This is a genomic window from Agrobacterium sp. 22-3639C2, from assembly GCF_053522105.1.
In genome coordinates, this window is record NZ_JBNWDB010000001.1 from 1,515,147 (window position 1) to 1,534,104 (window position 18,958).

Below are 18,958 nucleotides of genomic sequence, written 5' to 3' on the forward strand. Positions count from 1 at the left end.
AATACAGCATGCTGAAGGCAGCCCTTGCCGCTTCCGCCCTGTTCCTCTCCCCGTTGTTTGCTTCCAGCGCCGCCTTTTCGCAGGACAAGCCAGCCTATGACACCGGTATGATTCCCGCCGAGCACATCATGGTGCCGGATGGTGAAATTCTCGCCAGCGTCTTCCTGATTTCCGATGCGGACGGATGGACCAGCACCGACGAAGAACGCGCCAAAGCACTAGTGGAAAAGGGTGCCGCGGTGGTCGGCATCGATTTCAAGGAATATCTGAAGGCACTCGAGGCCGATGATGACGAGTGTATCTATATGATCTCGGACATCGAGTCGCTGTCGCAGCAGATCCAGCGCACCGCCGGGACCGCCAGCTATCGCCAGCCTATCCTCACCGGCATCGGCAAGGGCGGAACGCTGGCGCTCGCCATGATCGCGCAAAGCCCGGTCTCCACCGTTCAGGAAGCCATCGCGGTTGACCCCAAGACTGGCCTGCCGCTTGAGAAGATACTCTGCACCCCCGCCACCAAGGACAAGGTGGACGGTGAAACGGTTTATGGCCTGACCGATGGCCCGCTGCCAGCTCCTGTCAGCGTGCTGTTCACGCCCGATGCGGATCAGAAGGGCCGCGACCACGTTAACGCCCTGGTGAAGCTTCATCCCGATATCGAAGTGACTGATGTGACAGGCAAGGCGGATGAGATTTTGTCCCAGACCCTGTCCGACAAGGTCGATGCGGCGGGCGACACCAGCAGCCCGCTAGGCCTGCCGATCACGGTTCTCGAAACGAGCCCGGCGATGGACACCATGGCGGTGATCTATTCCGGTGACGGCGGCTGGCGCGATCTGGACGAGGAAGTCGGCGGCGCGCTGCAAAAGCAGGGGATACCTGTGATCGGCGTCGATGCCCTGCGTTACTTCTGGAAAGAAAAACAACCGCAGGAAGTGGCCAATGACCTTGCACGCATCATCGACACCTACCGCAAGGAATGGAAGGTTCGGAACGTCGTGCTGATCGGCTATTCCTTTGGCGCCGATATCATTCCCGCCACCTATAATCTCCTGCCCGAACGCGCGAAATCGCATGTCGTGCAGCTGACGCTGCTTGGACTTTCGACCGAAGTCGATTTCGAGATTTCCGTCCAGGGCTGGCTCGGCGTTGCCGGCGAAGGCAAGGGCGGCAAGACCATCGATGACATCGTCAAGATCGATCCGAAGCTGGTGCAATGCGTCTATGGCACGGAGGAAGAGGATGAAGACCCCTGCCCCGGCCTGAAGGCAAAGGGCGTGGAGACGGTCGGCATCGAAGGTGGCCACCATTTCGATGAGGACTATGAGGGGCTTGCCAAGCGCATCGTGACCTCCCTGAAAACCCGGCTACCGAAATAGGCTGTCGCAACCTCTGCGGCTTCGGGAGAATTCCCGAAGCCCATACTTCCATCAGAATTCAATCACCCGAAGCGCCGCCGGCAGGATGCCGGCTCCCCGACTTACCGATCTCGGCTCGCATACCTTCCTTGAAGGTTCCACGCATCACGGCCATACTTGCGGAATCGATTAAACTATTATTCAAAAGAAATATGCTGGCGGCGGATATCCATGGCATTTCCGCAACCATGCTTCTGTTGATTGCCAATCATAGATTTTATATTTCCCGACCGGTTCAGGGGCCGCCGCATGCTCGCACGAAAGACCAAAACTCCAGTTCTCGTGGAACGCATCGACCAGTTCGTCGGTCGGGTCAGGGAGGCGATGAAAAGCAGCGAGGCGTTGCGAAACAAAAAAATCCGCGATCTTTGGGACGCAGAGGTCCGCTACCATTTCGACAATGGCCGCACGGAAAAGACGCTCGAACTTTACATCATGAAATATCGCTATGCCCTGAAGGCCGAATTTGGAGCAAAGAGCACCCCGCTTGCCATCTGCAACATGAAAAAGCTGCGGGAGCGGCTGAAGACCTATATAGAGCGGGCCGACTATCCGAAAACCGGCGTGGCGACCTCCATTGTCGAAAAGATCGAACGGGCGGAGTTCAACACCGCCGGCCGCAAGCCGACAGTGCTTTTGCGGATCGCGGATTTTATTGCAGCGATGAACGGCCTGGGCTCGAAAGAAGAGATGCAGGCCTTGTGGGACGCCGAAATCGCCGTCATGAAGGGCCGCGCCCAGACGACGATCATTTCCTACATCACCAAATATCGTAACGCCATCCGCGAAGCCTTCGGTGACGACCATCCGATGCTGAAGATCGCCACCGGCGATGCAGCGATGTACGACGATGCGCGCCGGGTCAAGATGGAGAAGATCGCCAATAAGCATGGTGCGCTGATCACGTTCGAAAATTACCGGCAGGTTCTGAAGATTTGCACCGATTGCCTCCAGTCCAACGATCCGCTGATGATCGGCATCGGCCTGATCGGCATGACGGGGCGACGCCCCTACGAGGTCTTTACGCAGGCCGAGTTTTCACCCGCTCCCTATGGCAAGGGCGTTTCCAAATGGAGCATCCTGTTTAACGGCCAGGCCAAGACGAAGCAGGGCGAAGGAACGAAATTCGGGATTACCTACGAGATCCCGGTCCTTGCACGCTCCGCAACCATCCTGTCCGCCTACCAGCGCCTGCGCGAAAGCGGGCAGGGAAAACTGTGGCACGGCATGTCGATCGACGATTTTTCATCGGAAACCCGCCTGCTGCTTCGGGACACGGTTTTTAATCTGTTCGAGGATTTCTGGCCGAAGGAAGAACTGCCCAAGCCCTATGGCTTGCGGCACCTTTATGCGGAGGTGGCGTATCACAATTTCGCGCCGCCCCATGTCACCAAGAACAGCTATTTCGCGGCCATCCTCGGACACAATAATAACGACCTCGAAACCTCGCTGTCCTACATGACCTACACGCTGCCGGAAGACCGCGACGATGCATTGGCGCGAGCCAAACGCACGAATGAGCGCACTTTGTTGCAGATGGCGACCATCGCCCCCGTCTCCCGCAAGAACCCGTAGCGGTACCCGGAACTGCCCTAGAAAAAGCCTCTAATACGGCCTTGCCTCAGGATAGCGCTGAACACGCTGCCAGCGGTATTTCCGCATGTCTGTCCCAACAGCCCGGACAAATGTGCCGCCCTCAGCTTTTGCCAAGTCTTTCCCCTTTGTCTGCCGGCGTGGTGTTGGCGTTGGCGCTTGGGGCCGCTTCTGCCTGCACGCGATCTGAACGCAGCCACGCACCAAACAATCAATATAAATCTCAACTAATTTAATAATACAAAATATTTACTCTAAATATTACTTTTAATTATACAGCTACGCGCAAGACTATACTGCAATTATCCGCTTCATAACTGGTTCACGCACAGATTTTGCCATAGTTTTTTCGGAGACACATGGTGCTGCCCGCATATACGACTTACGCTCTTTACAATCGTGATATGGAATTGTCACTGAAACGCGTCGCGAACGACCCCGTCGTATCGCGCGACGCCAAATATTATACGGATAATATCGGCAAGGTTAAAAACCTCGACGCGTTCCTGAAGGACTTCCGGCTCTATTCCTACGCCATGAAGGCACATGGACTGGAGGAAATGATCTATGCCACCGCCTTCATGAAGAAGGTGCTGGAAAGCAATCTCAACGATCCGAACAGCTTCGCAAACAAACTGAAGGATACGCGATACCGCGACTTCGCTGCCTCTTTCGATTTCGGCACGATCAAAGCGGAAAAATCGGTTCAGACAAAATCCCAGCAGGACCGGTTGATTGCCACCTATCACGCTACGATCGAACAGGAAGGCACCGAATTAAAGGAAGAGACCCGTTTTTATAACATTGCCATCGAGAAGGTCGGGCATGTCGACGATATCTTCAAGAACACGCGGCTTCGGGATTATATCTTCAAATCCTTCGGCATCGACCCCGAGACCTTCAGCTACAAGCACGTCAAAAACGTTCTGACGAGCGATATCAGCAATGCCGATAGCTACATCAACAAGACCTACAAGTCATTGATACCGGAGTGGAAGGCAAAGGCGGCCGATCTGCGCATAGAACGTGCAGGCGTCGCGTCCACCGACAAACCGGCGCTCGCAAAGATCGACTACCTGATCAGCCAATATAACAAGCGTATCAACGATGCCAACAAACTGTTCGAGATGGCGGCCGCGTTTAATTTCCGGGACGACGGCCGCGTAGATGACGGCATGCCGGCGCAGACGACTGCGCAGAGGCGACTGATTAACGAAACCTACGTTCTTTCAAATCCCCGCCTGACGCAGGCCGGAGCTGTTCTCAACCGCGAGTATTTCGCCGACAAGATGAAAACCATCACCGAGGCCAGCCAGATGACGCAGTTTGCGCGCCTGAGAACGATGCTCATCGTCAGCTTCAATCTGACCGACAATGATGAGACGGACAAGAAAATCGGCTGGGCCGTCTTGCAGGATCCGAATGATCCGCAAAGCCCTATCCACAAGGAGAAGGACAAAGGTCTTGTCGATCTGGCACGCGCCTTCAATTTCGGTGCGGATGGCAAGATCAAGACCGGCAAGGTCGCGCAGACCGCCGAACAGCTCAACACCATGATGAACCTCTACTTCAGCCGTTACGATGACAAGGACGAAGCAGCGGACGAAAAGGCAATCAAGAACTACCAGCGCTACATCGGCCTGACGAAAAATCTCGAGGATTTTCTGTCGAACGCGCAGGGCGCGGTCATCATTCGAAACTTCGCCCTGAAGGCCTTCGATATTACCGCTGAAGAAGCCTCGTCCTTCACGCTGAAACGGGTATTTACCAGCGATCTGTCAGACACGAAAAGTTACGTTTATACTTTGAAAGACGAGCGTTTCGTGCGGCTGGCCAAGGCTTTCAACTTTGATGCCGAGGGCAAGATCGGCTCACCCCGGCTCGCCCAGTCGGAAAACGAGATCACTCGAATATCGCGAAATTATCTGAAGGAAGTTACCCGTTGGGACAAGGACAAAAAGGTCAGGGAGAAAGGCGAAAAGGAGGTCACCTACTATCGCCAGAAAATGGAAACGATTGAAACCGTCGATCAATTGCTCTCCGACCGCCGCCTTCTCGATTTCATGCTGATTGCGCAGCGTATCGACCCCAAAACGGTCACCACCGACTACCTCAAGAAGATCTTCAAGTCCGACCTCAAGGACCCCAAAAGTTTCGCCAATACCGAAAAAGATGCCCGCTTCCGCGCACTTGCCGGCTCCTTCAATTTCGACGCCAAGGGGAATATCGTCGCGAAAGCCGGCCAGAGCGTGCAGAACACCCGCAGCCTCATGGAAACACGCGACAAATATGTTCGGCAGACGCTGGAACAGCGGGTCGGCGAAGAAAATTCCGGCGTTCGCCTTGCGCTCTATTTCAAGCGCATGGCTGCCAGCATTTCCAATCCCTATGACATACTCGCCGATAATGCGCTTGCGGAGTTCACCCGCACCGCCCTTGGAATTCCCGCAGAAACCGCAAACTCCAAGGTGGATGCGCAGGCAAAGATGATCGAGAAGAAGTTGAAGATAAAGGACCTGCAGGACCCCAAGAAGGTCGAAAAACTGGTTAATCGCTTTTTGCTGACATTCGAAGCGAACAACGCAACGTCGGATCCGCGTCTCGCTTTATTCGGCAGCGGCAGCACGTCCATCAGCGGCAATACACTCGCGACGTTGGGGCAACTCCGCAGCCGCCGCAGAGGTTAGACCATCTATTAGTGCTGGCCGCAGGTTTTGCCCTGCGGCCAACATCATCTTAGTCAAACCCGCCCGTCGCCTGAAGTGCGGTAGAGCAGGGTCAATACGGTCAAAGCCAGCCCGACCAGCGCGACCGAGCCGAAAATGTAGAAGTTCCACTCCGGAGCCAGGCCCCGTTGCAGTACGAGACCGCCAATCATCGGACCGGCGATGCCGCCCAGCCGCCCGACGGCCAGGGAAAAGCCAAGACCCGTACCGCGAATATGGACAGGATAAAGCCGCCCGACCAGAACGTTGGCAAGAATCTGGGTTCCAATCGTTCCCGCACCCGCAAGGGCAACGAAAAGATAGAGCAACGGCCCCTTGTTTACCGTCAAGGCCCAGATCGAGGCCGCGCCAATGGCAAACAGGACGGCCACAACCACCTTGACGTTACCCTTGTCGGCGAAACGCCCGCCGATGAGAATGCCAATTGCGGCTCCGACATTGAGCATGATGGAAAAACTGAGCGCCGAACTGATATCGTAGCCCATCTTGTTCATGATGGTGGGCAGCCAGTTGACCATGCCGAAGGTCAGCAGAAGCGAGCAAAAGTGAATGCCCCAGGCATTCAGCGTCGAAAGCAGCCGGCCTTCCGAGAAGAGGGCGCCCACGCCGCCCTTTTGGATCTTGGCATGTGGCGTGATGCGTTGCAGGCCGTAAGTGTCGCAAATCCCGTCTGCCTCTGCCTGCCGGCCCTTGCTTGCCAGCCATTCCGGCGATTCCGGCAGGAACCGCATGAAGATCGGCAGAAGAATAAGCGGCAGGCCGCCGATCAGCATCAGTGGCCGCCAGCCATAGCTCTCCAGAAGCAAAATACCCATGAGGCCGGAAATGATGCCGCCGATAAGATAACCGAGGAAGGAAAGGGAATTTGCCTGCGCCCTGCGCTTGGGCGGCGAGAATTCCAGCACCAGCGCCGTCACCGTCGGCAGGAGCGCGCCAAGGCCGAGACCGGCGAAGAAGCGCGTGATTTCGAAAGCAAGAAAGTTCGGCGTCATGGCCGAGGCAATCATCATCGCTGAAAATCCGGCAAGGCTGATGAGAACGACCTTCCGGCGGCCGATACGGTCCGCCATGGTGCCGGCAAACAGCGCGCCGAGCAGCATGCCCACCAACGTCAAGGCGGCAGCCCGCCCGACCATGGCCGGATTGAGCGCCCATGCGCCTTCTTTCAGCAACGCCGGTGCAACCGCGCCGTAAACGACAAGATCGTAACCGTCGAACATGATCATCAGGCCGCATGTCGCGATGACGCCAGCCGGGTTCTTCGTCCGCACCGAGGCGGCGCTCATATAGTTCGTGGACATATTCCTCCCTTTCACGCATGAACGCGCCACCCGGAATGGATCGACGTCTTCCCGTTCCTGCGATTGCTCCCTGGGTGCCCGGCTTGCTCCACCCTGATGTGCGTCTCGCTCCTGTCAAGACACATATCGCCAGCATCACCCGCCTTCGATTAAATGTTGCGTTTGCAAAAATTGCAATTGAAATATTAACAATCGTCAACAGCCATTGCAGGCGTGGATTTCAGTCGCCTTCCAGCTCCGAAATCCTCGACAAAGTCGGCGTCCAGTTCAAAATACGAATGCGGTTATAGACGCCGTGAATGACAAAAGGGTCGGCGTCGCTAAAAGCCATGACGTCCTCGATGCAGCGGGCTTCAGCAATGATGAGGGCCGCGGCAGACCCTCCGCTTTCCGCCTGCATCGGGCCGGATGCGAGAATTCTGAATCCTTCCGGAACGCCATCTTCGTTGCGTAAATGAGCCTTGTGGGCACTCATCTGCGCCAACCTTTGCTCAGCGGCAGCGGGATCACTTTCCGCAAAACGCACATAGAGCCGGGGACGGTCGCTACCGCCGGTCATCGGGCGAGCACAAAATCGTGGTCCACCGACCAGAACCAGCCGTTGGCGAACCCCAGCTCCTGCGCCCTCTGCGCATCCTCCACCCGCTGAAAATCGGCCAGCAGGCTTTCCTTCACACCGAAAACCGCATCCGAACGAATATAGGGATCATCAGGGTCGAAAATATGCGTGACGAGCGTGGTGAAGCCTTCTGCCGAAACGATGTAGTGCAGATGCGCTGGTCGGTAGGGATGGCGCCCCATGGCCCGCAGAAGCTGCCCCACGGGGCCATCATCCGGTATCGGGTAATATTTCGGCTTCGCCGCCCGGAACCAGTAGCGTCCGTCCTCACCGGTGACGAATACGCCACGCAGGTTGAAATCGGGCTGAATGCCCTTCTGCTGCACGTCGTAGAAACCTTCGTCATTGGCCTGCCAGACGTCGATGCGGGCGCCTGCGACCGGCACTCCATTGGTGTCGAGAATGCGGCCGGTTACCAGCATGTCCTCGCCCTTGCCGTCGAGGCAGATATTGGCGCCCATCGGCATCTCAGGCGCATCGGCCACATGAAAAGGCCCGAGAACGGTGGATTCCGACGCGCCGCTCGGCTTGCGGTGGTTGATCGCATCGACCAGCATGGAAACGCCGAGAATATCGGAAAAAAGGATCCACTCCTGCCGCCATTCATTACAGATCTGGCCGACCTCGGTCAGAAAATGGATCGCCTTCATCCATTCCTCTTCAGTCGGCTCAATCTCTTTCACCGCCTCGTGAAGCTTGCGGGTGACGACCGCCATGATCTCCTTGAGACGCGGATCGTCACAATCGCGCATACGGGCAATCACGGTTTCGGCCGAACGTTCCTCGACGAAATAGCCGTCGTCACCGGTTGTTTTCATGTCCATAATGTCCTCCTCCCATCATTGCCGCTCCCTGCTTGCCGGATCACTCCGGCCTTGCGCCCTCGAAGGCGCGTTGCAAAAGGGCGCGGATCGCGGTTTTTTCAACTGGCCGCGGGCACCAGTAAGGATTGGCGGTCGCAAGCTCGGCCATAGCGTCGAGATCTTCCCCGCCAACACCGAGTGCTGCAAGGCTTGCCGGCGCGCCGAGCCGGGCGGCAAAATCGTAAAGACCCGTCCCTGCCCTGCCACCGACAAGTGCGGCCAGCGGCGCAAGCTGATCCGGCACCGCCTGTTCCACATAAGCGATGGTATGCGGCAGAAGCACCGCATGGGTTTCTGCATGCGGCAAATCCAGACTGCCGCCCAGCGTATGACAAAGCTTGTGATGCAGCGACATGCCAACAGCGCCAAGCACCGTGCCACACAGCCACGCGCCGTAAAGTGCCGTTTCGCGCGCCTTGGTATCTTGCGGCGCCATCCTCACACCGGGAAGCGCCTCGATCATCGCACGCAACCCTTCCACCGCCATCATACTGGCGATGGGATTGCGATCCCGAGCATAAAGCACCTCTGCCGCATGGGCCATGGCGTTTAGCCCGCTGGTCATGCTGATGCCAACAGGTAATCCAAGTGTCAGCTCGGCATCGTAAATCACCACTTCCGGCAGGATTTCCGGACCGCGCAGGGTGGTCTTCACGCCATTTTCCGTCTGGCCAAGAATGGGCGTCACCTCAGAGCCGGCATAGGTCGTTGGAATGACGATCTGGGGCGCATCGGTGCGCAAGGCAATGGCCTTGCCAAGACCGGTGGTAGAGCCGCCGCCGAGCGATACGACGCAATCGGCACCGGCAGCGCGATAGGCCTCGACCGCCCTTTTCGTCACCTCGACCGGCGTGTGCATGGCCGCATCGGCAAAAACACCGGCAGCCAATTGGCCAAGCTGGGCGGCCAAAGCCTCCGCATCGCCCTTCTGATGGGGTGTGGAAAGCACCAACGCCCGTGACAGCCCGAGGCGACGGATTTCCTCCGCCACCCCCACGGAGCTACCCGTGCCAAAGACGATGCGGGCCGGGGCCGTCGTATAGACGAACGGCTGCATGGCTCAGGCTCCGTCGAGCTTGAACAGGCGGCGCGCATTGGTACGGCCGATCTTTACCCGGTCGGCCTCGGCAATGCTCGTCGCATTGAACCAGTCGGAGGCATGATCGATGTTCTCGAAGGGCCAGTCGGTGGAGAACAGGATGCGGTCGGCACCGATTTCCAGAATGGCATCGATCAGGGTCTGGGTGCGGAAATTGCCAGAGGTGGTGATGTGGAAATTCTCGTTGAAATAATCCATGAAACGGCGCTTGGCCGGATAGCGCGGCGGCAGCTTCACCCAGGCATTGCGGTGGTCGATGCGCCACATCATGTAGGGCAGGCCCTCGCCCATATGGCCAAGAATGATGTTGAGGCGCGGATGCTCATCGAACAGGCCTGATGCCATGAGGCGCAGCGCGTGAACCGCCGTTTCCTGCGCAAACGCCCAGGTGGGGCCAAGCAGCCAGGGGTGGCCGTCATAGATGCGGGAATCCTGCGGCAGCGGATTGCGCGGATGCAGATAGAAAGGCACATCAAGCTTTTCCACCTCGCCCCAGAATGGACGATATTGCGGCAGGTCGTAATAAAGCGGTGTCTGGCCATCGCCCTCCTGGCTGAAGCCGTTAACGAGTGCGCCGACAAAACCGAGGTCGTTGACGCAGCGCTGAAGCTCGTCGGTCGCCGCATCCGGGTCCTGCAACGGCAGGGCTGCGAAGGCGAGGAAGCGGTCCGGCCGCTTGGCGCATTCTTCAGCCAGGACGTCATTGGCGCGGCGCGCAATCTCGATCGCCTTCTTCTTGTCGGGAATAGCCTGCACCGCCGGCGCATTCAGCGACAGGATCATGGTTTCGATGCCATGCGCATCCATCAGCTTCAGGCGCGTATCCTGAATGTCGAGCAGGCGATGCTGCAGTTCCTTCCAGTAATCACCGGGCACGAACCCGGCCGAATCCTGAAGTGTTTCCGGGATTGCGAAATGCTCTTCGAGAGCGACCTTGCCTTGCATGTTATTTCCTCCGAAAATCGCTGTTCAGTTGCCGCCACATGTGCGGTCAATATTGGCCCTTGGGTTCCAGGCCGAGCATGCTCTGGCCGATCATGGTGCCCACGGCATCCCAGTTCATGCTGATATGGCGGCCCACCGCATTCGCATCCCGCCAGGCCCGCTGGACCGGATTGGAAAGATCGAGCCCGACACCGCCGGTGGAATCGTTGAGTGCCTGCACGGCGCGTAGCGCCAGAGAGACCGAAAAGGACTGGCCGCGACGGCTCAATAGCCGGTCGTCCACCGAAAATTCCGCCCGCCCTTCAATCCTTGCCTGTGAGAGTGTCTGAGCCCGCGCAACGTCGCGCAACAGGATTTCACAAGCGGCATCCACGCTCGCAGCGGCTTCCGCGACACGCAGCTGGATGGTTGGAAATTCCGCCATGCGGTTATTGCCGCCCGCCACCGCACCGCGCGTCACCCGGCCACCGACATGATCGACATAGGCTGCCAGGGCACCCTTGGCTGCACCGACTCCAGCCGAGGCGAGACAGGAAGGAATGCCGGTCAGAAGCGGCATGTTGAAGAGACCTTCCTGCGCATAAAACCGCCCGCCCGGCGTGTAGCCGCTGGTCGCGTCCGGAAAGGTCAGAACCCGATGTTTGGGAACAAAGACATCATCGAGAACCAGCGTCTTGGAACCCGTGCCGGCCAGCCCGACCACATGCCACGTGTCTTCAATGGCATATTGGCTCGCAGGCACGAGAAGGAAGGCCGGAACCGGCCTGCCTTCGCCCTGCGGCGGCAGGATGGCGGCGCAGAGAGACCATTGGGCATTCTCGCAGCCCGAGGCAAAGGCCCATTTGCCGCTCAGGCGGTAACCGCCGTCAGCGGCCTCCGCCATCTTTACCGGCGCATAGGAACCACACAGAAGCGCGTCAGGATTTTCGCCCCAGACATCCGCCTGCGCCTCCTCTGGAAACATCGCCAGCAGCCATTGATGGGCGGAAAGCAGGCCGGCAACCCAGCCAGTCGACGCGCAGGCCGCCGAAAGCTCGATATTGGCTTCGACAAGCTCGGCAAATTCACCGCCCTGCCCGCCGAAAGCCCGCGGTTTGACGACATCGAAATAGCCGATGCCGCGCAGCGCCGCGATATGACTGGCGGGAACGCGGCGCGCCTCCTCTGTTTGTCGGGCGCTGGACCGGAAAAGATCCGCTACACCGGCAACGCGACCGACGAGGCGGACATGCGGGTTCGTTTGCGCCGGCTGCGGCGCATGGCTCATATCGTTCATGATTGTCTCCTCCGAGAATAGTCTAGCCGGGAAATATCAGGCGGACAGGCCTGCCGGGCTTGCGGCGCAATATTGGGCATTTTCGTAAAGCAGCGGTCGTGTCGTCTCGCTTACATCGGCCGACACCACCTGTCCGATAAACACCGTATGCGTTCCATATGGCATTGCCGCGACACGGCGGCAGGCGATGGCGGCATGGGCCGTGGGCAGATAAAGAACACCGTTGTCATGACGCTGCCACTCGCCGTTGCGGAAACGCTCCTCCGGTGAAACCTTGCCGCTGAAAGCATCAGACAAGGCAATCTGGTCCTGCGTCAGCACATTCACGATGAAATCGGGCCGGCAGAGCAGCAATTCGTGCAGAAACGTGCGGTTGTTCAGGCAAACCAGAAGAGAGGGCGGCTCCATCGAAACCGAGGTGACGGCGGTAACCGTCATGCCGTGATCGCGCTGATCACCCGTGGCACAGGCAGTGATGACCGTCACTGTCGCCGGAAAACGGCGCATCGTCGTGCGGAAATTCTGGCCGACGCCTTCAGGCGCAAGATTGTTCAGGCCAAACAGTGCTGATGTCATGAGATCCTCCCAAATCCTGCATTCTTAAATATTTTCATTTGCAACATTTGTCAATGCAAATGTTTTATGGCGGGGGAAGCTGCGATATGGCCTCGCCGTCCCCGGTCTTCTGGAGCGAAACTATTGAAACTGATAGATTATGCCGGTACAGCCGATGGGTGCGCCACGTCATCCGCGCACGTGTTTCTCAAAACGGGGTTTTGCTTGTGTCTTATCAGTTCACTGACTCGGTACCCTACCTGCTCAACTGGGTAGGTGTTCGGCTTGGAGAGCGCTTCTCCCTGAGGCTGGCATCCTATGACATTACCCTGCCGATGTATCGTGTGCTGGCAACGCTGAGACAACAGGAAAGCAAAACGCTGACCGAGCTTTCAGACCTCGTGTCGGTGGAGATTTCCACGCTCTCCCGGCTTGTTGGCCTGCTCGTCAGACGCAACCTCGTCAGCCGCGAGCGACCGGTCGACAATGCGCGGATCGTGCGCATCACGCTGACGCCAAAGGGTGAAGAACTTGCCGAGGAACTGATGCCCATCGCCGCCATGTTCGAAAAGACCGCGATCGAAGGCCTCGACCCGGCCGAAGTGAAACTTTTCAAAAGCATCCTGCGCCACATCGGCCGCAATATTGCCGGTCTCTGATCCCCCAAGGATCCGCTGACCCGTCACGACCTTCGCGTGCAATGTACTTGTAATGGCTGGTTCCTATCCCTGTGGCAACTCACCACAGCGGAGGAAAATTGCCCATGTCCGAGAGATTGTCACCCGCCTTCCTGACAACGCTCGCCCTTGTCACAGCATCGATCCTGGTTTCGGCCTGCGCCTCAACAGTCATGAAAAGCTATATCGGCGCGCCCATCACCAGCGTGATGCTGGACTATGGGTCGCCGGACAATATCTATAGCCTTGGCGGTGGACAGCAGGCCTACCAGTGGCGGAAGAACAAGACACAGGTTGTCGCCGGATCATCGAGTGGCGAAGTGCGGACAACACGGCGCGGAGAGCGTTACGAAGTGTCCGAGACGCCGGGTTATGTCGAGCGCATAGACTGCTTCTACACTTTCTACACACGCAATTCCGGCGGCGAATGGTATGTCACGAGCTTCCGGCAACCGGCGCTCGAATGCGAGTGATCGTTTCCGGATTTCAAACTCCGCCCTCCCAGATTTTTGACCGCCGCTTTGATGCTTGAAGCGGCGGTTTTCGTTGGAACGTTCTCCCTGGGATTTCTCATCGGATGGGCCGGTCAGAAGCAGTAGTTCAGGCCGGCCTTGATGACGTGATCATTTGGATCGGACTTCGACCTGCCGCTCGCCAAACTTGGCCGACAGGCCGCCGCCGAAGCTCTGTTCGACGCCGGCGCCAACCCGATAGCCCTGGTTCCAGCAGTCGGCACCCGTGACGCCGTTTCCATCCTTGAGCTTTTTGGCGGTAAGGCCGGGGAAACGTGCCTGATCGCTTAAAATCCCGTCAGCTAGACAGTGTCAGCCGCAGCACCTTTCAAAGCCACCGAGCGAATTTCCAGCCGGACGCAAAAACCGGGATTGAGGTCGAGGAAGACAACGCGTCCGCCATGAATCTCTGCCGCCTTCTGGACTAGGTTCAATCCGAGGCCGGCTCCTGGCGAGTTCGTATTGACGCGGTGAAACGGCTCGAATACCTGCTCGCGCTCCGAGACGGGGATGCCCGGCCCTTCATCGCAAACGTCAATGAAGCCCGCAGCACCGACCCGGATCGTGATAGAACCCTCGCCGCCGCCATGATCGATTGCGTTGCGAACGAGATTGACGACCGCCATCTCGATGATCGAAGTCTGGACCGTGAACACGGCCTCTCCTTCACTTGGCTCGAAATCGAACTCGTAACCGGCATCCATCGCAATCGGCGCGACATCGGTCGCGATGCGCTCGACAAGGATGTTCAGGTCCTGCCGCTCGGCGGGTAATTCCACCACGCCGACCGCCTGCATCTCCAGCAACTGGTGCGCAACGCGTGTGAGGCGATCGATATCGGCCCGGAGTTGTAGGCTCAGCGCGTCATCGGGCAAAAGATCGGCCCTGATCCGCGCGATTGCAATCGGCGTTCTCAACTCATGCGCGGCATCGGCAAGAAAGCGGTTACGGCGATTATATCCCTCATCCAGCTTGGAAAGCGCGACGTTGAAGGCATTTACCAGGGGAATGATTTCGCTGGGCACCTTGGAACGATTGATACGGGCAGACCGGTTCTCGAAATTGATGGATTGCGCCTGGCTGACCGTTTCCATCAGGCCGCCAAGTGAACGGCCGACCGCCCACGGGGTCACGATCAATGTCGCGATACCAGTCAGGATCAGCATGGGCACGACGGCGATAAGAATGACGAAGCCCACACCCGGCAAGACTGTAAGCCAGCGGATCTCGCCGTTGGCATCCTTTTCCAGATCTAACTGCATACTGATCCATAGGCTGAGGCCGTCATTCGGGATGCCTTTTTCCGTCCCGGCAATGAATTGCAGCCGCCCGGCAGGTGTATCGCGGTTTTCCATGGTGGCCCGGACTGTTTCCCCCGCTTCCAGACGCGCCCTTTCGATGCTTGACGGAAAAACTGCCGCCAAAGCCGGTACTGGGATTTCTCCATATCGCAGGACGATTTCATCGGCGTCCCGCACCAAGAACCAAAGATTCGGATAGCGCTGTTTCAGCTCGACCAATCCGGGCGTGGGCAAAACTTGCGCCCGGCCCTGCCCATCCTTTGTCACGCTTTCCGCAACGATGCGGACAGCCTCTTCATTGGCGCCCTCCAGCCGTGGATCAATGATCCAGATCCAGCCGACGAGGAGGATGACAAACAGAACGAGCAAGAACGCCTGCAAGGCGAAAAGACGCTTCATCAGCGCCCACCGCAGGGATCGGTTGCGCTCCTGCTTCATGTATTCGCCCGGATGAGATAGCCGATGTTTCGCACGGCTCTTATCTCGACCGTGGCTTCGGCCTGCGCGAGCTTCTTCCTGATGCGGGAGATATGGGCGTCGAGAGCGTTGGATTCGATCTCATCATCCAGGTTGTAAACCGCCTCGACCAGATTGGAACGCGTCACGATGCGGTTCGGGCGTCGCATCAGAGCCTCGAGCGCCAGATATTCCCGCCGCCGAAACTCGATGATGGCACCGGCAACCGTGACTTCATTGCTCTTCGGATCAATGCTCAGATTTCCGAAGCTCACATATTGGCTGGAGAGCGAAGGGCCGCGCCTGTGCAGCGCCCGAAGGCGGGCAAGCAATTCCTCGATCGCAAAAGGCTTGGCGAGGTAATCATCCGCGCCGGCGTCAAGACCGTCAACGCGGTGATCGACACTTCCGAGCGCCGTCAGAACGAGGATCGGCACCGAATGCCTGGCTTTGCGAAGCGAAGACACAAGGTTCAACCCTTCACCATCCGGAAGGCGACGATCCAGAACCAGCACATCGTAAGAGCCGTCACGCGCCAGCGCGTCGGCATCGGCAATCGTGCTGACATGATCCGCAAGCACATCACGCCGTCGCAGGGCTTCGAGCAGGACCCGCGCCATTTCCGGTTCATCCTCGAGAAGCAGGATTCGCAATGACTTTTCCCCAAAGGTGAACTCTTGCCGTCCTCACCACTGGTCGGTGAATGTTACAGCTACATTGCAGGCAAGGAGCCGGACTATCCTTCTCTCACCCTCCTGCCAGACGCAAATCGACCGTCACACCTTGGATGCCTTATCCCGGCCTGTACCCATGTCTTGCATAAAACCGGTCAAGCTCGCGCTGCTGCGGCACCTCACCGGTGTAGATCGCAATATAGTCCGGGATCCTTTTCATGCGCACGGCCATATCTTCCTCCGACTGCATGGAGATATAGCCGATCTGCACGAGATAGGTGGTGCGGGCACGCACATCCGCCATATTTTCGGAATGGCCAAAACGCATGAACATGCGCGAAAGTGCATCCATTCTCGTCTGATCAGCCTTACGCACCTCGGCAAGAATATCATCGGACTGAAGAGCCCAACTGCGAACCGCAAATTCGAACCTATTGTCGAAGAGGCCGGCATCCAGCCAGCAATCGAAGACATTCAGCATCGCTTCGGCCAGGGTCTCCGCATAGGCCTCCGACTGCCTGACGATGCTGCCGGTATTCTTTTCGCGCCAGCGGGAGACGAGTGCGGCCAGCAACTCCTCCCTATCCCGGAAGAACCAGTAGAAACTCGTGCGCGACAGACCGAGTTTTTTCGCCAACGGCAGGATTTTCACGGAATCCACGCCGGATTCGAGAAGTGCCTGGTAGGCGGCCTCAAGCCAGCCCTCCTGCGATCCGCGCCAACCGGTCTCGTTCAATGTCGCTTCCATGATGATTTCCTAGCAAATCGGTCTGGTCGCGACAAGGCGAATGTCCACTCATGTCGAATGCATAAACACAAGTGTTTTATTAATTGACACCTATGTACATTCCCGCTTAGCCTTCTCCGATAAACGTTCTCGGAGCACGGTCGCCATGTCGAATGACCCCCTTCTTCAGCCCTACCAGCTAAAGCATCTCACCCTGCGAAACCGCATCATCGTTACCTCGCATGAACCCGCCTATCCGGAGGACGGCATGCCGAAAGGGCGCTACCGCGCCTATACGCTCGAGCGGGCAAAGGGCGGCGTCGCCATGACGATGACGGCAGGCTCCGCAGCCGTCTCGAAAGACAGCCCGCCCGTCTTCAACAACCTCTTGGCCTACAAGGATGAAATCGTTCCGTGGATCAGGGAAATGACCGACGCCGTGCATGAAGAGGGTGCAGCGATCATGATCCAGCTGACGCATCTCGGCCGCCGCACGCGCTGGGACAAGGGCGACTGGCTGCCGGTGCTGGCACCATCCCACCAGCGGGAAGCCGCGCATCGCGCTTTCCCGAAGAAGATCGAGGATTGGGATATCGAGCGCATCATCAAGGACTTCGCCGACGCTGCGGAACGCATGAAGGCGGGCGGCATGGACGGGGTGGAGCTTGAAGCCTATGGCCATCTCATCGACCAGTTCGTCTCGCCGCTGACCAACGAGCTGGATGGCCCCTATGGCGGCTCGCTGGACAACCGCATGCGTTTCTGTTTCGACGTCTTCAGGGCGATGCGCGAACGTGTCGGCGACGATTTCATCCTCGGGGTTCGCTATACCGCCGACGAATGTCTTGAAGGCGGCACCGGAAAGGCGGAAGGCCTCGAAATCTCGCGCCGGTTGCGGGATAGCGGCCTGATCGACTATCTCAACGTTATCAGGGGCCATATCGACACCGATCCCGGCCTGACCGACGTCATTCCCATTCAGGGCATGGCGAACGCGCCGCATCTGGACTTCGCGGGCGAAATCCGCGCGGCAACCAGTTTCCCCACCTTCCACGCCGCCAAGATCCAGGATGTCGCCACCGCCAGATACGCCATCGCTTCCGGCAAGGTCGATATGGTCGGCATGACCCGCGCTCACATGACGGACCCGCATATCGTGCGCAAGATCATGGAAAAGCGGGAGGACGATATCAGGCCTTGCGTTGGCGCCAACTACTGTCTCGACCGCATCTATCAGGGCGGCCTCGCATTCTGCATTCACAATCCGGCGACAGGCCGCGAAGAAACGATGCCGCACGAGATCACCAAGGCGAAGGAAAGCCTGAAGGTCGTGATCGTCGGCGCCGGTCCGGCCGGGCTGGAGGCCGCGCGTGTCTGTGCCGAACGCGGCCATGAGGTCGTCGTCTTCGAGGCCGCAAACGATCCGGGCGGCCAGATCCGCCTGACCGCGCAAAGCGAACGCCGCCGCGAAATGATCAGCATTATCGACTGGCGCATGAGCCAGTGCGAAAGGCTCGGCGTTACCTTTCACTTCAACAGCTGGGCGGAAGCGGACACGGTTCTCTCGGAGAGCCCAGATGTCGTCATCATCGCCACCGGCGGATTGCCGCATACCGATGTGCTTTCAAACGGCAATGATCTGGTCGTTTCCTCGTGGGATATCATTTCCGGCGACGTCAAGCCGGGAACGAATGTGCTGGTTTTCGACGATGCCGGCGACCATGCGGGCCTGCAGGCAGCAGAATTTCTCGCAAAGGCGGGCGCAAAAGTGGAGATCATGACCCCGGATCGCGCTTTCGCGCCCGAAGTCATGGCGATGAACCTGGTTCCTTACATGCGCTCACTGCAAACACTCGACGTCACCTTCACCGTCACCTATCGGCTGGAAGCGGCGGAAAGAAACGGCAACCAGCTCGTCGCCCACGTCGGCAGCGATTATGGCGGCGTGACGAAATCAAGGACCGTGGACCAGATCGTCGTCAATCACGGCACGGTGCCGCTGGACGATCTCTATTTCGACCTCAAGCCCGGCTCCAGGAACCTCGGCGAAATATCCTACGACGCCTTGCTGGAGGGCTCCGCCCAAACCGTCGAGCGCAACCCTGGCGGTGCCTACCGGCTGTTCCGCATCGGCGATGCGGTCGCCGCACGCAATACACATGCGGCGATCTACGATGCGCTGCGTCTCGCAAAGGACATTTGAGAGGGCCGCCGCG

The 18,958-nt window shown here is 58.3% G+C and carries 16 protein-coding genes and 1 pseudogene; 6 read left to right on the forward strand and 11 right to left on the reverse strand.

Going from position 1 to position 18,958, the window contains the following annotated elements:
* Nucleotides 1-8: 8 nt before the first annotated feature.
* The 3 genes from ACQZ6D_RS07590 (at nt 9) to ACQZ6D_RS07600 (ending at nt 5,698) form a co-directional block, all read left to right on the forward strand.
* On the forward strand, nt 9-1,379 hold the full coding sequence (locus ACQZ6D_RS07590; protein ID WP_112154334.1) for a virulence factor: 1,371 nt from the start codon (nt 9-11) through the stop codon (nt 1,377-1,379).
* A gap of 288 nt (nt 1,380-1,667) precedes the next feature.
* Nucleotides 1,668-2,993: a telomere resolvase TelA gene (gene telA / locus ACQZ6D_RS07595; RefSeq protein ID WP_065702585.1), complete on the forward strand. Its 1,326-nt coding sequence runs from the start codon at nt 1,668-1,670 to the stop codon at nt 2,991-2,993.
* Between the two features lie 377 nt (nt 2,994-3,370).
* Complete coding sequence (locus ACQZ6D_RS07600) at nt 3,371-5,698, forward strand: DUF1217 domain-containing protein (RefSeq protein WP_448729749.1); 2,328 nt, start codon at nt 3,371-3,373, stop codon at nt 5,696-5,698.
* A gap of 53 nt (nt 5,699-5,751) precedes the next feature.
* Here ACQZ6D_RS07600 and ACQZ6D_RS07605 read toward each other — a convergent pair whose 3' ends face one another.
* From ACQZ6D_RS07605 to graD, 7 genes are all read right to left on the reverse strand, one after another.
* Nucleotides 5,752-7,038, reverse strand: coding sequence for an MFS transporter (locus ACQZ6D_RS07605; protein ID WP_013636793.1), 1,287 nt, complete (start codon nt 7,036-7,038; stop codon nt 5,752-5,754).
* Between the two features lie 220 nt (nt 7,039-7,258).
* Nucleotides 7,259-7,597: a YciI family protein gene (locus tag ACQZ6D_RS07610; protein ID WP_065702582.1), complete on the reverse strand. Its 339-nt coding sequence runs from the start codon at nt 7,595-7,597 to the stop codon at nt 7,259-7,261.
* Nucleotides 7,594-8,481 (reverse strand): hydroxyquinol 1,2-dioxygenase, encoded by an 888-nt coding sequence (gene graB / locus ACQZ6D_RS07615; RefSeq protein ID WP_112178629.1) that lies wholly within the window; start codon nt 8,479-8,481, stop codon nt 7,594-7,596. The genes ACQZ6D_RS07610 and graB overlap by 4 nt, the downstream gene beginning before the upstream one ends.
* Before the next feature lie 40 nt (nt 8,482-8,521).
* A complete protein-coding gene (graC, locus tag ACQZ6D_RS07620) occupies nt 8,522-9,577 on the reverse strand; it encodes a maleylacetate reductase (protein WP_112154338.1) in 1,056 nt (351 codons plus the stop codon).
* Nucleotides 9,578-9,580: 3 nt separating this feature from the next.
* Complete coding sequence (gene tsdA / locus ACQZ6D_RS07625; RefSeq protein ID WP_174049974.1) at nt 9,581-10,564, reverse strand: gamma-resorcylate decarboxylase; 984 nt, start codon at nt 10,562-10,564, stop codon at nt 9,581-9,583.
* A gap of 46 nt (nt 10,565-10,610) precedes the next feature.
* Nucleotides 10,611-11,840 (reverse strand): FADH(2)-dependent resorcinol hydroxylase oxygenase component, encoded by a 1,230-nt coding sequence (gene graA / locus ACQZ6D_RS07630; RefSeq protein ID WP_448729750.1) that lies wholly within the window; start codon nt 11,838-11,840, stop codon nt 10,611-10,613.
* Between the two features lie 36 nt (nt 11,841-11,876).
* Nucleotides 11,877-12,416 carry an FADH(2)-dependent resorcinol hydroxylase reductase component gene (gene graD, locus ACQZ6D_RS07635; protein WP_003514147.1) on the reverse strand — a complete coding sequence of 180 codons (540 nt, stop codon included), beginning with the start codon at nt 12,414-12,416 and terminating at the stop codon, nt 11,877-11,879.
* Between the two features lie 206 nt (nt 12,417-12,622).
* Between graD and ACQZ6D_RS07640 the strand changes: the two genes are divergently transcribed.
* Both ACQZ6D_RS07640 and ACQZ6D_RS07645 read left to right on the forward strand, forming a co-directional pair.
* On the forward strand, nt 12,623-13,054 hold the full coding sequence (locus ACQZ6D_RS07640; RefSeq protein WP_025594436.1) for a MarR family winged helix-turn-helix transcriptional regulator: 432 nt from the start codon (nt 12,623-12,625) through the stop codon (nt 13,052-13,054).
* Between the two features lie 104 nt (nt 13,055-13,158).
* Complete coding sequence (locus ACQZ6D_RS07645) at nt 13,159-13,545, forward strand: hypothetical protein (RefSeq protein WP_111798686.1); 387 nt, start codon at nt 13,159-13,161, stop codon at nt 13,543-13,545.
* A 113-nt stretch (nt 13,546-13,658) separates the two neighbouring features.
* Here ACQZ6D_RS07645 and ACQZ6D_RS07650 read toward each other — a convergent pair.
* The 4 genes and pseudogenes from ACQZ6D_RS07650 to ACQZ6D_RS07665 all read right to left on the reverse strand — a co-directional run.
* Nucleotides 13,659-13,851: pseudogene (locus ACQZ6D_RS07650) on the reverse strand (outer membrane protein); the annotation flags it as partial.
* Between the two features lie 35 nt (nt 13,852-13,886).
* Nucleotides 13,887-15,284 carry a sensor histidine kinase gene (locus tag ACQZ6D_RS07655; protein ID WP_236768943.1) on the reverse strand — a complete coding sequence of 466 codons (1,398 nt, stop codon included), beginning with the start codon at nt 15,282-15,284 and terminating at the stop codon, nt 13,887-13,889.
* A gap of 35 nt (nt 15,285-15,319) precedes the next feature.
* Nucleotides 15,320-15,994, reverse strand: coding sequence for a response regulator transcription factor (locus ACQZ6D_RS07660; protein ID WP_065702575.1), 675 nt, complete (start codon nt 15,992-15,994; stop codon nt 15,320-15,322).
* A 139-nt stretch (nt 15,995-16,133) separates the two neighbouring features.
* Nucleotides 16,134-16,763, reverse strand: coding sequence for a TetR/AcrR family transcriptional regulator (locus ACQZ6D_RS07665; RefSeq protein ID WP_013636802.1), 630 nt, complete (start codon nt 16,761-16,763; stop codon nt 16,134-16,136).
* Between the two features lie 145 nt (nt 16,764-16,908).
* Between ACQZ6D_RS07665 and ACQZ6D_RS07670 the strand changes: the two genes are divergently transcribed.
* The gene (locus ACQZ6D_RS07670) at nt 16,909-18,945 is read left to right on the forward strand and encodes an oxidoreductase (RefSeq protein ID WP_448729751.1); all 2,037 of its coding nucleotides are present in this window, start codon (nt 16,909-16,911) and stop codon (nt 18,943-18,945) included.
* Nucleotides 18,946-18,958 lie beyond the last annotated feature (13 nt).

Bases quoted from the DNA above. Each gene is read 5' to 3' on its own strand.
- ACQZ6D_RS07590 (WP_112154334.1), top strand. From the start codon at position 9: ATGCTGAAGGCAGCCCTTGCCGCTTCCGCCCTGTTCCTCTCCCCGTTG.
- telA (WP_065702585.1), top strand. From the start codon at position 1,668: ATGCTCGCACGAAAGACCAAAACTCCAGTTCTCGTGGAACGCATCGAC.
- ACQZ6D_RS07600 (WP_448729749.1), top strand. From the start codon at position 3,371: ATGGTGCTGCCCGCATATACGACTTACGCTCTTTACAATCGTGATATG.
- ACQZ6D_RS07605 (WP_013636793.1), bottom strand. From the start codon at position 7,038: ATGTCCACGAACTATATGAGCGCCGCCTCGGTGCGGACGAAGAACCCG.
- ACQZ6D_RS07610 (WP_065702582.1), bottom strand. From the start codon at position 7,597: ATGACCGGCGGTAGCGACCGTCCCCGGCTCTATGTGCGTTTTGCGGAA.
- graB (WP_112178629.1), bottom strand. From the start codon at position 8,481: ATGGACATGAAAACAACCGGTGACGACGGCTATTTCGTCGAGGAACGT.
- graC (WP_112154338.1), bottom strand. From the start codon at position 9,577: ATGCAGCCGTTCGTCTATACGACGGCCCCGGCCCGCATCGTCTTTGGC.
- tsdA (WP_174049974.1), bottom strand. From the start codon at position 10,564: ATGCAAGGCAAGGTCGCTCTCGAAGAGCATTTCGCAATCCCGGAAACA.
- graA (WP_448729750.1), bottom strand. From the start codon at position 11,840: ATGAACGATATGAGCCATGCGCCGCAGCCGGCGCAAACGAACCCGCAT.
- graD (WP_003514147.1), bottom strand. From the start codon at position 12,416: ATGACATCAGCACTGTTTGGCCTGAACAATCTTGCGCCTGAAGGCGTC.
- ACQZ6D_RS07645 (WP_111798686.1), top strand. From the start codon at position 13,159: ATGTCCGAGAGATTGTCACCCGCCTTCCTGACAACGCTCGCCCTTGTC.
- ACQZ6D_RS07655 (WP_236768943.1), bottom strand. From the start codon at position 15,284: ATGAAGCGTCTTTTCGCCTTGCAGGCGTTCTTGCTCGTTCTGTTTGTC.
- ACQZ6D_RS07665 (WP_013636802.1), bottom strand. From the start codon at position 16,763: ATGGAAGCGACATTGAACGAGACCGGTTGGCGCGGATCGCAGGAGGGC.
- ACQZ6D_RS07670 (WP_448729751.1), top strand. From the start codon at position 16,909: ATGTCGAATGACCCCCTTCTTCAGCCCTACCAGCTAAAGCATCTCACC.